General features: G+C 71.3%; 13 protein-coding genes. 6 read left to right on the top strand and 7 right to left on the bottom strand.

What is annotated here, in order from left to right; all coding sequences use genetic code 11:
- The first annotated feature begins 95 nt into the window (after window positions 1-95).
- The 3 genes from ACFWXQ_RS09045 (at window position 96) to ACFWXQ_RS09035 (ending at window position 3,608) form a co-directional block, all read left to right on the top strand.
- Window positions 96-1,391 (top strand): hypothetical protein, encoded by a 1,296-nt coding sequence (locus ACFWXQ_RS09045; RefSeq protein ID WP_383952767.1) that lies wholly within the window; start codon window positions 96-98, stop codon window positions 1,389-1,391.
- Window positions 1,392-1,504: 113 nt separating this feature from the next.
- The gene (locus ACFWXQ_RS09040; RefSeq protein WP_383952769.1) at window positions 1,505-2,944 is read left to right on the top strand and encodes a sensor histidine kinase; all 1,440 of its coding nucleotides are present in this window, start codon (window positions 1,505-1,507) and stop codon (window positions 2,942-2,944) included.
- Window positions 2,945-2,948: 4 nt separating this feature from the next.
- Window positions 2,949-3,608, top strand: coding sequence for a response regulator (locus tag ACFWXQ_RS09035; protein WP_383952771.1), 660 nt, complete (start codon window positions 2,949-2,951; stop codon window positions 3,606-3,608).
- 171 nt (window positions 3,609-3,779) lie between these two features.
- Here the strand turns inward: ACFWXQ_RS09035 and ACFWXQ_RS09030 are convergent, their stop codons facing one another.
- Window positions 3,780-4,703, bottom strand: coding sequence for an LLM class F420-dependent oxidoreductase (locus ACFWXQ_RS09030; protein WP_383952773.1), 924 nt, complete (start codon window positions 4,701-4,703; stop codon window positions 3,780-3,782).
- A gap of 237 nt (window positions 4,704-4,940) precedes the next feature.
- On the opposite strand from ACFWXQ_RS09030, the gene ACFWXQ_RS09025 reads away from it, so the two are divergent.
- Entirely contained in the window at window positions 4,941-5,099 is a 159-nt protein-coding gene (locus ACFWXQ_RS09025; protein ID WP_383952775.1) for a hypothetical protein, read from the top strand.
- A 197-nt stretch (window positions 5,100-5,296) separates the two neighbouring features.
- Here ACFWXQ_RS09025 and ACFWXQ_RS09020 read toward each other — a convergent pair whose 3' ends face one another.
- The 4 genes from ACFWXQ_RS09020 to ACFWXQ_RS09005 all read right to left on the bottom strand — a co-directional run bounded on the left by ACFWXQ_RS09020 (window position 5,297) and on the right by ACFWXQ_RS09005 (window position 8,089).
- Window positions 5,297-5,758: a DUF6099 family protein gene (locus ACFWXQ_RS09020; RefSeq protein WP_383956393.1), complete on the bottom strand. Its 462-nt coding sequence runs from the start codon at window positions 5,756-5,758 to the stop codon at window positions 5,297-5,299.
- A gap of 235 nt (window positions 5,759-5,993) precedes the next feature.
- Window positions 5,994-6,326 (bottom strand): nucleotide pyrophosphohydrolase, encoded by a 333-nt coding sequence (locus ACFWXQ_RS09015; RefSeq protein WP_383956396.1) that lies wholly within the window; start codon window positions 6,324-6,326, stop codon window positions 5,994-5,996.
- Complete coding sequence (locus tag ACFWXQ_RS09010) at window positions 6,323-7,507, bottom strand: ATP-binding protein (protein WP_383956399.1); 1,185 nt, start codon at window positions 7,505-7,507, stop codon at window positions 6,323-6,325. Before ACFWXQ_RS09010 ends, ACFWXQ_RS09015 begins: the two co-directional genes overlap by 4 nt.
- Window positions 7,508-7,699: 192 nt before the next feature.
- Window positions 7,700-8,089, bottom strand: a complete 390-nt coding sequence (locus ACFWXQ_RS09005; protein WP_383956401.1) for a cell division protein SepF — start codon at window positions 8,087-8,089, stop codon at window positions 7,700-7,702.
- Window positions 8,090-8,461: 372 nt separating this feature from the next.
- Between ACFWXQ_RS09005 and ACFWXQ_RS09000 the strand changes: the two genes are divergently transcribed.
- A complete protein-coding gene (locus ACFWXQ_RS09000; RefSeq protein WP_386267982.1) occupies window positions 8,462-12,574 on the top strand; it encodes a molybdopterin-dependent oxidoreductase in 4,113 nt (1,370 codons plus the stop codon).
- 84 nt (window positions 12,575-12,658) lie between these two features.
- Here the strand turns inward: ACFWXQ_RS09000 and ACFWXQ_RS08995 are convergent, their stop codons facing one another.
- On the bottom strand, window positions 12,659-14,134 hold the full coding sequence (locus ACFWXQ_RS08995) for an MFS transporter (RefSeq protein WP_386267873.1): 1,476 nt from the start codon (window positions 14,132-14,134) through the stop codon (window positions 12,659-12,661).
- Between the two features lie 253 nt (window positions 14,135-14,387).
- Between ACFWXQ_RS08995 and ACFWXQ_RS08990 the strand changes: the two genes are divergently transcribed.
- Complete coding sequence (locus tag ACFWXQ_RS08990; protein ID WP_383937033.1) at window positions 14,388-14,843, top strand: MarR family winged helix-turn-helix transcriptional regulator; 456 nt, start codon at window positions 14,388-14,390, stop codon at window positions 14,841-14,843.
- 187 nt (window positions 14,844-15,030) lie between these two features.
- Here the strand turns inward: ACFWXQ_RS08990 and ACFWXQ_RS08985 are convergent, their stop codons facing one another.
- On the bottom strand, window positions 15,031-16,884 hold the full coding sequence (locus tag ACFWXQ_RS08985) for a caspase domain-containing protein (protein ID WP_383937031.1): 1,854 nt from the start codon (window positions 16,882-16,884) through the stop codon (window positions 15,031-15,033).
- Between the last annotated feature and the right edge of the window lie 66 nt (window positions 16,885-16,950).

Genomic DNA, 16,950 nt, shown 5'->3' with positions numbered 1-16,950 from the left:
GGACCGGGAGCTTGGCCGGTCGGGCGACGTGGTGGCGTGCGGTGTCCGTCTAACGTCGGTCTCGTCAGGCCACACCAGCCCGAGGGGGACGTTCGATGCATCAGCGACCGACGACCGGAGCGCACGCCGACGCCAACGCCAGTGCCAGTGCCAGTTCCGCGATGGCCGGATTGGCCGGTGCGCCCACGGAGTTCGAGCTCGACGTCGTGGAACTGCTCGTGGAGGCGATCGGCGACGCGGTGAAGTCCGAGTCGCCGGCCGTGGGCACCGAGAACCTGCTGTCCGCGCTCGTGATGGGTGAGACGGAAGCCGGTTCGGCGATAGCCCCCGGGATGCGGAAGGCCGGCTCGCTCAGCGGTCTGGTCGCGGGCCGGGCCGGGAGCGGCGGGGCGGCCTGGGCGAACGACGACGGATACGGCAGCACTCCGGTGGAGGTGGACGCCACCGCCGAGGACGACGCCGAGGTCACCGCCGCCTGGCGCGAGGCACAGTGGCGCCTCGGGCTCAAGGCCGGCGAATCGCGTGGCTCGCGCAAGGCGAAGGAACCGGCCGGCGAGAGCGGCCGGCCGCTGCCCGGGATGACCGACGCGACACGGATGTGCCTGCTGCTCGCGCTCAGGTCGGCCCGCGCCGAAGGGACGGTCGCGGTGCGCTGCCGGCACGTGGCGCGGGCCCTGCTGAACCTGCCGGCGAGCCGCGCCCGGGAAGCGCTGGTCGTGGAGCGGCTGGACCCGGCCGCCGCGGCCACGGCGCTCGACGCACTGGACGCGAAGGCCTCGGCGGAGACCGAGGGACCGGAATCCCGTGGCGTCCTGCTTCTCCGCCGGGCCGGCACGCTGGGCAAGAGCGGCAACCGCCTGTCCCGGGCGATCACGTCGTGGACCGCCGGGTCGTCCATCTACGGCTCACCGGTGATCTTCGCGGTGAGCGTCGAGGCCGCACGGCAGGTGGCGCGGTACGGGCGCGGCAGGACGGAGCCCGTGGACCTCCTGCTGGGAATCCTGGCCCTGGACCGGGCTTTGGCCGTTGCCGGACGGTCGCTGCCCGAGGATCTGGCATCCGTCAGCACGGCCGCCGAACTGCTGCGCAGGCACGGCGTACGACACGGGTCCCTGGCCCGTTCGGCGACCGTCGACGTGCCGGCCGGCGGCCTCGACCAGACACAGCTCTCCGACTCCGCCCAGCAGGCCAGGGCGGTCGCGCAGCTCATCGCCGCCGAGCAGGGTGCGCCCACGGTCGGTACGGTCCATCTGCTGGCCGCGCTGCTCGAAGCACCCGCGGTCGACGCGGAGGCGGGGGACGAGGGCCGTACGGTCGGACGGCTGCTGACCGCCGAGCGGGTGGACACCGCCGCGCTGCGGGCGGAGCTGGGTCCGCGGCCGGGCGCGTGACAGCGGGGAGGGACCGCCGGGCAGCGACCTGTCCTGGCGCGGATACCGTTCCCTCCGGCGGATCCGTGACGCGCGGATCCGTGATGCCGGGGGCAGAGGCGAGCATGAGTCAAGTGACGCAAGAGGAACGGCAGTTGCCCGGACCGCCAGGGCGCGGGCCGGGCGACGCGGCACAGTGGCTGCGCCGCGAGGCGGCCGAGATCCGGGCCGCGGTACGAGCCGCTCCACGCCGTACGGTCGTCGCCGAGGGCCTGGTGTGTGTGCTGGCGGCGGCCTTCGGGCTGTTCCCGCTGCTGCTGATACCGCCGGACCGGCCGGTCCTCGCGGTGCTGGAGGCGTTGTGGGCGACACTGCTCGTCGCCGCGCGGCGCGGCCGGCCGGTCGCCGCGGTCCTGGGCACCTTCCCACTGCCGGCGGGCGCCAACGTATGGGTGCTGGCGGTGGTACCGCTGATCGTGCTGTCCGCCACCCGCCGCATCGCGCCGCCGCGCCGCGCGTGGCGGATCGTCGGGGTGACCTGCGCCGCACTCGGCGGACTGACCGTCGCCGTGGGCCTGTTCCGGTGGGAGACCCTGCCGATGACGCTGGCGGAGAACGCCGTCTCCGCCGTACTCCTGCTGCTGCTCCCCACCCTGGCCGGCACGATGCTGGGCCGGCGACGGCCCCTGGTCGACCTGCTGCGGGAGCGCAACGCCTATCTGGAACAGACCCGTACGCTGACCGCCGCGGCGGCCCGGCTGGAGGAACGGACCCGGATCGCACGGGAGATGCACGACCTCCTGGGCCACCGGCTGAGCCTCATCTCGGTGCACGCCGGGGCGCTGGAACTCGCAGCCGCACGCCAGGCCCCTCCGCTGGCCGGACAGGTGGAGCTGCTGCGCACGACCGCGGGGACGGCCATGGAGGAGCTCCGCGAGATCCTCGGTGTCCTGCGGCACGCGGACGTGTCGGACCTGTCGGACGAGACCGGGGGCGACCGGGGAACGTACGAGGACATCGCCGCTCTGGTGGCCCAGTCCCGGCAGACGGGTGGCGGCCCGGTCGAGCTGGTCTGGTCGGTTCCCGACACGGTCGAGGCGGGCGCCCGCGTCCGGCAGGCGGTTCACCGGGTGGTCCGCGAAGCGCTGACGAACGTACTGAAACACGCGTCCGGCGCGCCGACCCTGGTGGAGGTCAAGGGCACGGACGCGGGGACCGAGGTGTACGTCACCAACGGGGTGCCGCGCGTGCCTGGCGACTCCCGGGGCGGAACGAGCAGCGGGCTGGCCGGACTTCAGGAGCGGATCTCGTTGCTCGGCGGCACCTTCGGGGCGGGTGCCCTGCCGGACGGCGGGTTCCGCGTGACGGCGTGGCTGCCGTCCCACACGACGAACGGCCCCGTGCCCGCGCCCAACGGGCCTGTGCCCACGCCTTCGGAGGCCTACGCCGCCCCGTTGTCGGCCCAGACCCTGACCTGGCCGCGGGTCCTCGGCGCCGGCTGCGCGGCGGTGCTCGTGGTCCTGCCCACGGCGGGCTTCCTGATCGTCCTGCTGGTGTTGGCGGCCCTAGGATGAGCTGATGATCCGAGTGCTGGTCGCCGACGACGAAGCGCTGATGCGCGTCGGAATCCGGCTGATCCTGGAGAACGCCGACGACATCGAGGTCGTTGCCGAAGCGGGTGACGGCCTGGAGGCCGCTGCGGCCTGCCGCGCCCAGGACATCGACGTCGCCCTGCTCGACATCCAGATGCCGACCAGGGACGGCATCGCGGCCGCCGAGGACATCGCCCGGCTCTCGCCCCGTACGTGTGTGGTGATGCTGACGGCGTTCGGCGAGGAGGCCAGTGTGACGCGGGCCCTGCGGGCCGGGGCGAGCGGTTTCCTCCTCAAGGACACCGGTCCCGCCGAACTGATCCGCGCCGTACAGCTCGCCGCGAAGGGCGAACCGGTCCTCGCACCCCGGATCACGCGCCAACTGCTCGAACGGCACGTGCGGTCCGGCCGTGACACCGAGGCCGCCCTGCGCAGGACCGAGGAACTGACCCCGGCCGAACGGGATGTCCTGCGGCTGCTCGGTACGGGCCTGTCCAACGCGGAGATCGCCGACCAGCTGTACATGAGCGCCGGCACGGTCAAGGCCCACATCAGCCGGATCCTGACCCGCACCGGCTGCGCCAACCGCGTCCAGGCGGCGGTCCTGGCCCATGACGCGGGGATGCTGGCCGACGGCGGCTGCTGAGACGGGGTCCACGGCACGGGCAGGGGACGCTCGCGGCGTCGGCCTCGGTCCCGGCTTCGGTCCTGGTCCCGGTCCCGGTCCCTGCCAAAGGTGCTTCCGTCGGCCAGGGACCGGGGCGAATCCCACAACGGTCACCGGCCGACGGGCTGCCGGAGCGCGGCGACCACCCGGTTACTGCAGCTGGGACTGCACCTGGGAGGAGATCAGGTCCAGGTGGTCCAGGTCGTCGAGGTCGAGGATCTGGAGGTAGACCCGCTGGGAACCGATCTCCGCGTACCGGCCGATCCTTTCGACGACCTCGCCCGGCGTACCGGCCAGCCCGTTCGCCTTCAGCTCCTCCACCTCGCGGCCGATCGCGGCGGCGCGGCGGGCGACCTCCGCGTCGTCCTTTCCCACGCAGGCGACGAGCGCGTTGGAGTAGACGAGGTCGGTGCCCTTGCGGCCGGTCGCCTCGGCCGCCGCCCGCACCCGGCCGAACTGGCGCCCGCTGTCCTCGATCGACGCGAACGGCATGTTGAACTCGTCGGCGTAGCGGCCCGCGAGGCGCGGGGTGCGGGTGGCACCGTGGCCGCCGATGAGCACCGGCACCTTGGGCTGGGCCGGCTTCGGCAGCGCGGGCGAGTCGGTGAGCTGGTAGTACGTGCCGTCGAAGCTGAAGGTCTCGCCGACCTTCATCTCCCACAGCCCGGTGACGATCGCCAGCTGCTCCTCCAGACGGGCGAACTTCTCCTTCGGGAAGGGGATGCCGTACGCCTTGTGCTCCTCCTCGAACCAGCCCGCGCCCAGGCCCAGTTCGACGCGGCCGCCGGACATCTGGTCGACCTGGGCGACCTGGATCGCCAGGACGCCGGGCAGGCGGAACGTACCGGCGGTCATCAGTGTGCCGAGGCGGATGCGCTTGGTCTCGCGGGCGAGTCCGGCGAGGGTGATCCAGGCGTCCGTGGGGCCCGGAAGGCCGTCCGCGGAACCCATGCGGAGGTAGTGGTCGGAACGGAAAAACGCGTCGAAGCCGAGGTCTTCGGTGGCCTTGGCGACAGCGAGAAGGGTGTCGTAGGTGGCGCCCTGCTGGGGCTCGGTGAAGATTCGAAGATCCATGCCTCCATCCTGCACGGTCGAACGTCGGTCAACCCCATCGGTCCCGCCGGTCCTCCGCGTCCCCGGTCGGGTGAAAATCCGTCAACCGTGGGCGCGGGGGGAGACCGCGCCAGTGACCCGTCCGGACAGTGATCGTTGGCTCGGGCGGAGCCGGACCGCCCGGCACCCGTCGCCGGCGGTCGGCCGGTGCGTTGCTGGTTCTCCCCGTGGGGGAGGGCGAAGGCCGAGGAGGCCGTCATGTCCCAGGAAGCCGTTCCGTCGTCGCAGCCCAAGGGTTTGCTGCAGCAGATGGAGGAGCTGATGGCGGCGCTCAACGCGGATCTGTCGCAACTCGACGCGGATTTCCAACAGTCGGCCGAGCACCCGGCTCCGGCCGAGGGACCCGACCGCACCTGATCTGTTCGCCCCCGCCGCCCCTACCCATTCCCGTCACTTTTCGGGGGCCAGCCCCCGAACCCCCGCTCCTCAAACGCCGGAGGGGCTGAATAACCTAAGGGGCGCGGGGAACTGCGCAATCTTTTAGCGGGGGTTCGGGGGCGGAGCCCCTGAGTCAGGGACGGGAATGGGTAGGGGCGGCGGGGGCGAAAAAAGCCCTACCCCGCCGCCGCCCCCTGATCCCGTACCGCGAGTCTTCGCAGCATCTCCAGCACCCGGTCCCTGGACTCGTCCGCCGCGTCGATCGCTTCCATGCACTGCCAGTACGTCCCCTCGTCGCTGGCCGCGCAGGCTATCCCCACGAGGGCTATCCCGACCTCGCCGAGCAGCCCGCCGAGGTCGAGAAGAGCAAGCCGCGCATCCCCGAGCTCGGTGAGCTGCGCGGCCCGCAGGTCCACCACATCGAGCACCGGCGCATCCAGCACCCCGCATCCCCGCCCCGCCAACTCGGTCAACCCCAGCGCCTCGCCCCGTAATTCGGGCGGCCCGGACACCGCCAGCCGACTGCCTATCGCCTGGGCGAGGGCCTGCGCCTGCCAGGCCTCCGCCATGATCCCGGGAGCGTCCGCGCTCCCCATCAGGGCACACCTGCTCGCGCCGATGAGCCGCACCGCGTCCATGCGCTGACCCCGTCTGTCCCGACGCGCTCTTCACACGCCTGCCCGAACTCCGCCTGCCACTACCCAGAGTGAAGTGCTTCGGGACGAAAAGCCAGAGGAAGCCTGAAATCTGTGGACACGGAATTGATTGTGGACAGATCAACAACTCCGGAGAGTGACAAACGGGGTCTTCAAGTCCCTTTTCGGAAACACCTCATGGAGTCGAGCGAACATGAAGCGGCCATCAAGCGGACGGTCACGACCCCTCCCCCACCGGAAACCTCCGTTCATTCCGGTCGATCTTCGCATCGAGCGCCGCAAGGACATCGATACCGAGCACCTCGCACACCTGCAGCAAGTACGCGAGCACGTCGGCGACTTCGTCCGTCACCCGGGACGCCCGCTCCGGGTCGTCCATCACCCGGGCCGACTCCTCGGGCGTCAACCACTGGAAGATCTCGACGAGTTCGGAGGCCTCCACACTGAGCGCGGCGACGAGGTTCTTGGGCGTGTGGTACTGCTGCCAGTTCCGCGCCGCCGCGAACTCGGCCAGCCTGCGCTGCAACATCGGCACATCAAGTTCGGTCACGGTTCAAGGTCTACCACCGTCACCCCGCCCACCCCCGCCGCCCAGGACGCGTCGCTCACGGCCCCCACCAGCCGGATGTGCCCGCGCTCGCACATCCGCGCCGCCAGCCGTACGAGCCCCTCCCGCTGCCGTACGTCCAGATCGCGGTCGAAGCCGTCGGCGAGGACGGTGAGCGTCTGCAGTGCCGCGGGCACCTCGCCCGCCGTGTCGACCTCCAGCACGCCCGGCCCGGTGAGCAGCACCAGGGACAGCGCGAGGTACCTCAACTCCCCGTCCCCCAGCCGCCCGAGCGGTGTGCGCAGCCCGTCGCCCCGGTCGAGCAGCGCCTGGACCGTCCCATCGATCCCGCCGGTCCTGCCGGTCTCGCCGGGTTGCCGCTCGGCCAGCAGGTCACGGACCGGTCCCGTGCATCCCGCGCGCACCGCGTCGACCAGCAGCCCATGCCGGCGACCGCACTCCGACCGCGTACGCCACAGCACTTCGGCGAGGTTGCCGCAGCCGCGCAGCAGCCGTCCCGCGCCGAGCGGCACCGCCGTGCGCATCGAGCGGGGCAGCGGATCGCAGGCGAAGACCGACCGCAATGCGACCACCATCTGCTCGGCGGCGGCGAGGACCTGGCGCTGGCCGTCCGTCTTTCCGGCGACGCGGAGCGGCAGGAGCGGCGTACCGAGACGGTCGTCGGGCAGGGGCGCCCGGGTCACCGGGGACGAGCCCGCCGTGTGCCAGGCCGCCTGCACGGAACGCCTGCTCGGGTCGCGCAGGGCGGTCTCCAGCAGGGTCAGTCCGCCGGCCGTCAACCGCTCGCCCACGATGCGCAGTTCGGGCTCGGCCTGCACGGCGACATCGAGCCGTACGGGACCCTCGGGGCCGTCCGCCGTGCAGCCGATGCGGAAGCCGCGCCGCCGCTGGGCGTCGGGGCGGGCCCGCTCGGGAACGCACGCGACCGGGTCCGGGAACACCTCGTCCAGTTCGGCGCCGCCGCCGAGCCGGGCGAGTGCCTCGTACGCCCGCAGGGCACTGGATTTGCCGCTGCCGCTGGGGCCGGCGAAGAGGCTGAGCGGTCCGAGCGGGAATCCGGCGCGGCGGTGCGCGGCGAACGCGGTGAGCCGCAGTTCGACGACGCTCGGCCGGTCCGGACGTGCCTCGGCCTTCGCGCGGGACCCGAGAGATGACACGGTCATATCCGGACGGTAGGGCTCCGCGACCAGGCGGAACCGTTTCGTCCGCGAAACCTTCCTACGAACGGGGTACCGGGTCGAGGGTTGACACCCCGGACCGCCGGAAATCACGCCTCGGAATCACGCCCGCGTGCAACACCCCGCACGTCACGCCCCCGGACCCGGAATCACGCCCCGCGCGCAACACTCAGCGCGTCACACCCCGGGAATCCCCGCCCCCTCCATCAGCCCCGCCACCTCGGTTCCCGGCGGCGTGAGCAGGAAGACGTTCCGGTCGACCCGGTGCATCCCGCTCGCGAGGCCGAAGACGACACCCGTACTGAAGTCGAGTACGCGCTTGGCGACGTCCGTCTCGGCGCTGGTGAGGTCCAGAAGGACCGGGATGCCGGCCATCAGGGTCTCGGCGACCTCGCGGGCGTCCGCGAAGACGTTGACCCGGAGCACCACGAAGCGGCGTCGCGCCTCGGTCTCGGCCTCCGGTATCGCCCGGTGGCCGACCGCCGAGGGCCAGGCGTCGCGACCACGCAGCGGTACGACCTGGGCGAGTCCTTCCCACTGTTCATCGGTGACGTCGTGGCGGTTCACCGGTTCCCCCCGACCTGACTCGCACTGATTGCCTGCACCGGGCAATTCTTGCGCATGATCACCCGTTCGGCCCAATGCGACACGGTCCGCGGCGGACCGCGCCCCTATGCGTCCGCTCACACCTCGGTCACACCTCCGGGTCCCCTCACACCTCGCCGACGGCGGCTGTGTGGCGCGTGTAACTCCTCAAGATCGCGTCACGTGACACAGGCGTAACGGGCAATTCGTACGCTCATGGACCGAGGTTCTCCTCGGAGAAGCTCGGAATGGCTCGGAATGGCTCGGAAGGCCGGAGAAAGGCAGCGTGTGAGCGCCACCACCCCCACCTCGCAGGTACGCACGGTCTGCTCGTACTGCGGTGTGGGCTGCGGCATGGTCCTCGACATCGGGATGGGCCCCGACGGACGGCGTACGGTCCTGAAGGCGTCCGGGGACAAGGCTCACCCCGCGAACTTCGGCCGGCTGTGCACGAAGGGCGCGACCACGGCCGACATGCTCGCCGCGCCGGGACGGCTGGCCACCGCCCTCGTACGGGACGACCGCGGCGCGGAGCCGGTGCCGGCGCCCGTGGACGCGGCGATCGCCGAGACAGCGCGGCGGCTGAAGGCGGTCATCGACGAGCACGGTCCCGACGCCTTCGCCTTCTACGTCTCGGGGCAGATGAGCCTGGAGGCCCAGTACCTGGCGAACAAGCTGGCCAAGGGCTTCGTACGGACGAACCAGATCGAGTCGAACTCGCGGCTGTGCATGGCGAGCGCTGGCACCGGCTACAAGCTGTCGCTCGGGGCCGACGGGCCGCCCGGCTCGTACCAGGACTTCGAGAAGGCGGACGTCTTCCTCGTCATCGGCTCGAACATGGCCGACTGCCACCCGATTCTGTTCCTGCGGATGATGGACCGGGTGAAGTCGGCGGGCGCGAAGGTGATCGTCGTCGATCCGCGGCGCACCGCCACCGCCGACAAGGCCGATCTGTTCCTGCGGATCAGGCCGGGGACGGATCTGGCCCTGCTGAACGGGCTGCTGTACCTGCTTCACGAGAACGGGCACACGGATCCCGAGTTCATCGCGGACCGCACCGAGGGCTGGGAGGACATGCCCGGCTTCCTCGCCGACTACCCGCCCGCGGCCGTCGCGGAGACCACCGGCATACCGGAGGACGACATCCGTGCGGCCGCGCGGCTGATCGGCGAAGCGGGCGAGTGGATGAGCCTGTGGACCATGGGGCTCAACCAGTCCACACACGGCACCTGGAACACGAACGCGCTGGTCAACCTGCATCTCGCCACCGGTGCGATCTGCCGCCCGGGGTCCGGGCCCTTCTCGCTCACCGGGCAGCCCAATGCCATGGGCGGCCGCGAGATGGGGTACATGGGGCCCGGCCTGCCGGGGCAGCGGTCCGTGCTCGTCGACGACGAGCGTGCCTTCGTCGAGGAGCTGTGGGAGCTGCCGCCCGACACCCTCCGCAAGGACGGGGTCGGCAAGGGCACGATCGAGATGTTCCAGAAGATGGCCGACGGCGAGATCAAGGCCTGCTGGATCATCTGCACCAACCCCGTCGCCTCGGTCGCCAACCGCCGGACCGTCATCGAGGGTCTTGAGGCCGCCGAGTTCGTCGTCACGCAGGACGTCTTCGCCGAGACCGAGACCAACGCGTACGCCGATGTCGTCCTCCCCGGCGCGATGTGGACCGAGACCGAGGGCGTCCTCATCAACAGCGAGCGCAACCTCACGCTCGCCCGCGCCGCCGTGGAACCGCCGGGCGAGGCGCTCGCGGACTGGCGGCTCATCGCGCGGGTCGCCTGCGCGATGGGGTACGAGAAGGGGTTCTCCTACGAGAGCGCGGAGGAGATCTTCGAGGAGATCAAGCGCGCGTGGAACCCGAAGACCGGCTGGGATCTGCGGGGTGTGACGTACGAGCGGCTGCGGGAGACGTCCGTGCAGTGGCCGGCCGCGCGGGTGGAGGGGTCCGACCGGAACCCGATCCGGTACATCGACTCCGGAGGCCCCGTTTTTCCCACGGCCAGTGGGCGGGCCGTGTTCCATGCCCGGCCTCATCTGCCCGCCGCCGAGATGCCGGACGACGACTTTCCCTTCGCACTGAACACCGGGCGGCTTCAGCACCAGTGGCACACGCTCACCAAGACGGGGCGGGTGGCCAAGCTCAACAAGCTCAATCCCGGGCCGTTCGTGGAGGTGCATCCGGAGGACGCGGCGGCGCTCGGCGTGGCCGAGGGTGACCGGGTCGAGGTCGCCTCGCGGCGGGGGCGGGCCGTGCTGCCCGCGGTGGTGACGGACCGGGTTCAGCCTGGGTGTCTGTTCGCGCCGTTCCACTGGAACGATCTGTTCGGGGAGTATCTGAGCGTTAATGCCGTCACTAGTGACGCCGTTGATCCTTTGTCGTTTCAGCCGGAGTTGAAGGTGTGTGCGGTGTCGGTGGTGAGGGTTTCCTCCCCCAGCCCGCCCCTTCCCGAAAGCGGGGCTCTGCCCCGGACCCCGCTGGGGGCTCTGCCCCCAGGCCCCCGCTCCTCAAACGCCGGAGGGGCTGAAACTGCACGTGGCTCCGAAGCTGCCGGAGCCGGCCTTGTCAACGCCCTCGGACTCACCCCCACCCCTCCCCCCGTCCTCACCGCCCAGGAACGCCAGTACCTCACCGGATTCCTCGCCGGGATTCCGGCGGGTGCCCCCGGTGTGCCCGTGCTGCCGCCGGACGCGCCCTTCAGCCTTGACCACGCCCTGTGGGTGAACGGCGTCCTCGCCGGGATGTACTCGCGGGCGACGCAGACCGCTCAGACCCCGCAGGCCCCCGCCACTCCCCTCCGCGAAGTCGTCGTCCTCTGGGCCTCGCAGACCGGGAACGCCGAGGAGTTCGCGGTCGCGGCGGCCGAGCGGATCACCGCGACCGGGCACCGGGCGACGCTCCTCGGGATGGACGACGCCGACCCTCGTGCGCTGCCGCCGGGAGCGGATCTGCTGCTGATCACGAGCACGTTCGGCGACGGAGACGCGCCCGACAACGGCTCCGGCTTCTGGGCGGCGCTGGACGCGTCCGAGTCGCCGCGCATGGACGGCGTGCGCTATGCCGTACTGGCCCTCGGCGACTCCTCGTACGACGATTTCTGCGGGCACGGCCGCCGACTCGACCTGCGGCTGGGCGAGTTGGGAGGGGTGCGGCTCGCTCCGCGTACGGACTGTGAGCCGGACTACGAGCCCTCCGCGCAGGCCTGGCTCGACCAGGTGCTCACCGCGCTGGTGCCCGGTCAGCAGGGGCAGACACCCGCTCCCGCACCGGCTCCGAGCGCGGGTGCGGGCACGAGTGCGGGTGTGGGTGCGGGCTCCAGTGCCAGTGCGCCTTCGGTCTCGCGGAAGGCCGCCCCCGTCACCGCCCGGCTCATCGGCAACCGGCTGCTCAGCCTGCCGGGCGCGGGCAAGGAGGTCCGCCGGTTCACCTTCGACACGCGGGACAGCGAGACCCCGCTGTCGTACGAGGCCGGGGACGCGCTCGGCGTGCGGCCGGTCAACTCCCCCGCCCTGGTGGCGGAATGGCTGGAGGTGGCCGGACTGGACGCCTCGACGACCGTCGATGTGAACGGAGTTGGGCACACCTCCCTGGCCGACGCACTGGGCCGGCATCTCGACATCACCAGGATCACCCCGGACCTGCTGCGCTTCGTGGCCGAACGGACCGGTGACAACCGGGAGTTGAAGAGGCTGCTGCGTCCGGACAACAAGGACGGGCTGGCCAAGTGGAGTTGGGGACGGCAGGCCGTCGACGTCATCGCCGGGCACCCCGTACGGGCGAGCGCCCAGGAGTGGGCCGGGGTCCTGAAGCGGCTCCAGCCACGCCTGTACTCGATATCGTCCAGCCCGCTCGTCGACCCGCACCTCGTGTCGCTGACGGTGTCCGTCGTGCGGTACGAGAACCTCGGCGGACAGGTCCGGGGCGGTGTCTGCTCGCCCTTCCTCGCCGACGCCGAACCGGACACGCCGGTACCGGTGTTCGTGCAGCACTCCCCGCATTTCAGGCCCCCTGCGGATCCGGCGACCCCGACGGTGATGGTCGGGCCCGGCACCGGAGTCGCGCCCTTCGTCGGCTTCCTCCAGGAGCGGCGGGCCCTCGGTCACCGGGCGCCCAACTGGCTGTTCTTCGGCGAGCAGCACCGGGCCACCGACTTCTACTACGAGGACGAGCTGACGGCCTTCGTCGACGACGGCACCCTCACCCGTCTCGACACGGCGTTCTCCCGCGACCAGCGCGCCAAGGTCTACGTCCAGGACCGGATGCGCGAACACGGGCCGGAACTCTGGTCCTGGCTCCAGAGCGGCGCCCGCTTCTACGTCTGCGGCGACGCCTCCCGCATGGCCAAGGACGTCGACCGGGCCCTGCGGGACATCGCCGTCACACACGGCGGCCTGGGCGAGACCGAGGCCGCCGCGTACGTGAAGCAACTCGCGGCGGACAAGCGGTACGTGCGGGATGTCTACTGACAGATCGCCAGGAGCAGCCCCAGGAGCGAGGTCAGGGCCCGTGACCGCTCGGAGGGGAGAGTCACCGACGCAGGCCCGCCGGGGTCAGGCCTTGGCCTCGGCCGTCTCGGGAGTGGTGTCCGGTGCCGTGCCGGGCTCCGGCTCGGTGGCCGCCTTCGAGACCGGGATGAGGAACGCGACGGCCGCGGCCGCGAGGGCCACACCGGAGCCGATCAGCATGGCGACCCGGAACCCGTCCTCGGACGGCAGGGCGAACCCGCCGAAGTCCGTGGTCATCTGGGCCAGAACCACCGCCATCACGGCGGCCGACACCGAGCTGCCGATCGAGCGCATCAGCGTGTTGAAGCTGTTGGCGGAGGCCGTCTCCGACTGGGGCACCGCGCTCATGATGAGGGCCGGCATCGCGCCGTACGCGAAGCCGACGCCCGTGTTGGCGACGATGGTCACCGCGAGCAGGCCCAGCGGCGAGTCGGTGCCGATCATCGGCAGGGAGATGCCGTAGCCGAGGGAGATGATCAGGGCTCCGACGGTCAGGGTGACCTTGGGGCCGCGAGCGGCCGAGACCTTGGCGCCGATCGGCGACATCACCATCATCATCAGGCCCGCGGGGGCCATCCACAGGCCCATGGCCAGCATCGACTGGCCGAGACCGTAGCCGGTGGCCTCGGGCAGCTGGAGCAGCTGGGGCACGACCAGCGACTGGGCGTACATCGAGAAGCCGACCAGAATCGAGGCGATGTTCGTCATCAGCACCTGCGGGCGGGCGGTCACGCGCAGGTCGACCAGCGGCTCACGCGTCCGCAGCTCCCACCAGCCCCAGGCCAGCGGGACGACGACCGCGGTGCCGAGCAGTCCGAGGGTGGTGCCGCTCCCCCAGCCCCAGTCGGCGCCCTTGGAGACGCCGAGGAGCAGACAGACGAGCGCGACGCCCAGGCCGGCCGCGCCGAGCAGGTCGAAGCTGGTGCCCGCGGCGGTGTTCGCCCGGCCGACGGGCACGACGAACCAGATCAGGGTGCCGACCGCGAGGGCCAGGGCGGCGACGACCCAGAACAGCACGCGCCAGCTGGTGTTCTCGGCGATCGCCGCGGAGAACGGCAGGCCGAGCGCACCGCCCACGCCCATGGACGCGCTCATGATCGCGATGGACGAGCCCAGCTTCTCCTTCGGCACCACGTCGCGCAGGAGGCTGATGCCCAGGGGCACCACGCCCATGCCGAGGCCCTGCAGACCGCGTCCGGTGATCATCGGGATCACCGAGGAGGACAGGGCGCAGACGATCGAGCCCACGACGAGCGGTATCAGCGAGACCAGGAGCATGCGCCGCTTGCCGTACATGTCACCGAGGCGTCCCGCGACGGGCGTCGCCACCGCCGCGGCCAGCAGCGTGGCGGTGATCACCCACGAGGCGTTCGAGGCACTGGTGTCGAGCAGCTTCGGCAGGTCCCCGATCAGCGGTACGACCAGGGTCTGCGTGAGCGCGGCCACGATGCCCGCGAAGGCGAGGATGCCGACGACACCGTCTGAGCGGGACTCGGCCTTGGGACTGTCAGGACTTTCCACGGGGGGACTCTCCCTCTTGCGCTTCCGGATCACGGCGGGCGCGACGCACTGCACGGCAGGAATGCGGCATGCATAGAATGTGCATCGTACATGCCCAGTGCATCATGCATATTCGCGACGACGGCCGCGCGGCGCGATGCGGTGTCGCGCGGCGCGATGTCGCGGGGGTGCGGTGTCGCGCAGACGAGGGGACGTCCCGCCCCAGCAGGCCCAGAACCCCCTCCCGGGCCGCCCAACAACCTACGGAACCCGCATGGACAAGCCGACACCCCTGATCGAGTTCGAGGCCATGCTGCTCGGGCGCCACATCCACCTGCTCACCCCGCACGCACGGGGCCTGAACGGGCGGCTCGACCGCAGCGCCTATCTCCTGCTCAGCCGCATCCGGGCGGAGGGACCGATGTCCATCGGCCGGCTCAGCGCCGCCTTCGGGCTGGACGTCTCCACCCTCAACCGGCAGACCGCCGCCATGCTGCGCGCCGGCGTCGTGGAGCGCATCCCCGACCCGGACGGGGGCGTCGCCCGCAAGTTCGCCATCACCGCCGAGGGCGAGCGCCGCCTGACCGCCGACCGCGCCGAGAACATCCGGGGGCTGGAGAAGGTGGTGGCCGACTGGACACCGGAGGAGGTCACCGAGTTCGCGACCCTGCTCAGCCGCCTGAACCGAGACGTCGAACGCTACGACGGGCGCCCCTGGCCGCGGAGTTGAGATCAGGGGCTGTAGGGGCGATGTGTCGCTGCGACCTGATCCAGGCGACGCCCGCGAACTGCTTGACCCTCACTTCCCTACGCACGAATCCGACGGGTGACAGGCCCTCGGTTTCAGTGCACCGCCGGCCACCAGGTCGGTGGTGGCCAGCAGGTCATGCGGCACCCGGCCGGCTCTCGTCCACGCTTCACGATGACGGTGGCTCGACCGTGGTGTGCCAGCTGAACACCCGGTACCGCAGCGCTTCCGCGGTCGGCAGGTGTGAGTCCCTGACGCCCTCGCAGACCTCGTCCAGCAACGCGCTCAGAGCAGCGGGCTCCGACCGGCGGCGGCGTGCGACACCGCCCAGTGGGCTCAGGTCCAGTTCACGGTCGCCGACCAGGAGCAGCACGCTCTCCGGACGGCTGCCCACGGCCGGTACGTCCTCGGGCCACCAGATGTCCACCGGCGGGGACGACCATGCGAGTTCGCCGTCGTCCCCGCCGGCCGGTTCCATGGGGATGCCACTGGGCTGGTCGTAGGTGACCAAGGAGGTGCGGCCGCTCAGGCCCACCCCCAGCAGCCAGACGTACAGCTGGGCATGAGCGCGGCCCGCGACCAGGACCCGGTAACGGTCCCCCGTACGCAACCCGTCGTCGGCCCGGAACTCGCGGAAGTCATGGCTGCCCGGACTGGTCTCCACCTCCATCCGCGCCCGGAGACTCCCCGAGGGGAAGCCGTCGGGGCCCGGGTCCGTGAGTCCGCGCAGCCGCTCGCCCCGGGCGACCGTCTCCAACAGGTCGACGATCCTCCGAGCGGTGGACGGAGTCTCCGCCAAACCCGGCGTCTCCTCCGGACTGCGGTAGGCCAACCCTGCTCTGTCGGCCACTTCGAGCTTTCCCTCCCGTACCCGGACCAGTCCCAGAACCTCGCTCTCGCCGTCGGCCTCCGTCAGCCGGGGGGACGACGCGAGCCGCGTACGGAGGGCATCCGCCAAGGGACCGGTCACCTCGATGCGTACGGGATGACGTGTGTGGACGCGTACCGGGAGCGCGTGGGAGCCGGGCGGCAAGGGGGACGCGAGCACTCCTGGCGGCGGGTCCAGCAGGGCGTCGGCCGCGTCGACCGCCGTCACCCGGGCCTCCGCCTCGCTCCCGGGCCGCGTTCCGTCAGCGGGGAACACCAGTCGCACGAGGTCCATGGACCGCAGCCCGGACAAGACGCCTCCGACCACGCGCAGTTCACCGTCGTGCACCCGAAGCGGCAGCCGCTCGGGCTGTGGGGGCACCTCCAGGAAGAAGGGCAGCCTGCCCGATGGCCCGCCGGCATCGGGGCGTTGGAGCACCTGCGACTGCCGGACACGGTCGCGGATCCGGGCAATCAACACCGACCAGGGCACGGGACGTGAGTGGAAGTCCTCCAGCACCTGTGTCAGCGCGGCGGTGAACAGGCCCTGCCGCTCGTTCTCGAAGGCGACGCCCAGCCGCTGACACGCGACCAGCCTCACCACGTCCGGATCGGGCGGGCGCGGTGCGGTGGCGAGTCCGGCCGACCGCTCCACACCCGCCTCCACGGGTACGTCGCACCTCACGGACTTGATCCGCCATCCGCCCGGGGCGCGAACCATCCCGCCGGAGTGGCAGCAGTCCAGGATGCAGGTGACGTTCGGGGTGACCGTCGTCAGACGCCGCAGTACCGCGGTGAGTTCCTCGGCCAGGTAGCCGCGGAAGTCGGTGGGGGTACCGGACTCGTGGTCGCTGGGCACCAGGTACTGGAGGTGGGAGGGTCCCCCGGGATGGTGCGCGCGCAGGGCCGGGGGCAGGGGGAGGAGCGCACCGTGGCCCGAGTAGTAGACGACGACCGCGTCGCCCGTCTCCGCCTCGTCGGCCAGTCTCGTCAGCGCCTCGGTCATGCCGTGGTAGCCGGTCTCTGCGGGCTCCCGGCAGACACGCAGGTCCGTGAAGCCGCGGTCGGCCAGCAGCCGTTCCATGACGGTCACGTCCTCGGCCACGCCGGTCAGGTCGTAGGTCTGGGCTCCGATGAGCAGGCCACGCCTTGTCATGCGGCTACCTCACTTCGCTGTTTCCCGGTACTTCTCTGGTTCCCGGTACTTCTCTGTTTCCGGGTT

This window comes from Streptomyces sp. NPDC058697, from assembly GCF_042715345.1.
Taxonomy (GTDB): Bacteria; Actinomycetota; Actinomycetes; order Streptomycetales; family Streptomycetaceae; genus Streptomyces; species Streptomyces liliifuscus.
Note: the sequence above shows the minus strand (reverse complement) of the source record. Positions and strands in the feature narration are given on the sequence as shown.

What these genes read in the sequence shown, in the direction of transcription:
- ACFWXQ_RS09045 (WP_383952767.1), top strand. Translation starts at nt 96, where the DNA reads ATGCATCAGCGACCGACGACCGGAGCGCACGCCGACGCCAACGCCAGT.
- ACFWXQ_RS09035 (WP_383952771.1), top strand. Translation starts at nt 2,949, where the DNA reads ATGATCCGAGTGCTGGTCGCCGACGACGAAGCGCTGATGCGCGTCGGA.
- ACFWXQ_RS09030 (WP_383952773.1), bottom strand. Translation starts at nt 4,703, where the DNA reads ATGGATCTTCGAATCTTCACCGAGCCCCAGCAGGGCGCCACCTACGAC.
- ACFWXQ_RS09025 (WP_383952775.1), top strand. Translation starts at nt 4,941, where the DNA reads ATGTCCCAGGAAGCCGTTCCGTCGTCGCAGCCCAAGGGTTTGCTGCAG.
- ACFWXQ_RS09020 (WP_383956393.1), bottom strand. Translation starts at nt 5,758, where the DNA reads ATGGACGCGGTGCGGCTCATCGGCGCGAGCAGGTGTGCCCTGATGGGG.
- ACFWXQ_RS09010 (WP_383956399.1), bottom strand. Translation starts at nt 7,507, where the DNA reads ATGACCGTGTCATCTCTCGGGTCCCGCGCGAAGGCCGAGGCACGTCCG.
- ACFWXQ_RS09000 (WP_386267982.1), top strand. Translation starts at nt 8,462, where the DNA reads ATGGTCCTCGACATCGGGATGGGCCCCGACGGACGGCGTACGGTCCTG.
- ACFWXQ_RS08990 (WP_383937033.1), top strand. Translation starts at nt 14,388, where the DNA reads ATGGACAAGCCGACACCCCTGATCGAGTTCGAGGCCATGCTGCTCGGG.
- ACFWXQ_RS08985 (WP_383937031.1), bottom strand. Translation starts at nt 16,884, where the DNA reads ATGACAAGGCGTGGCCTGCTCATCGGAGCCCAGACCTACGACCTGACC.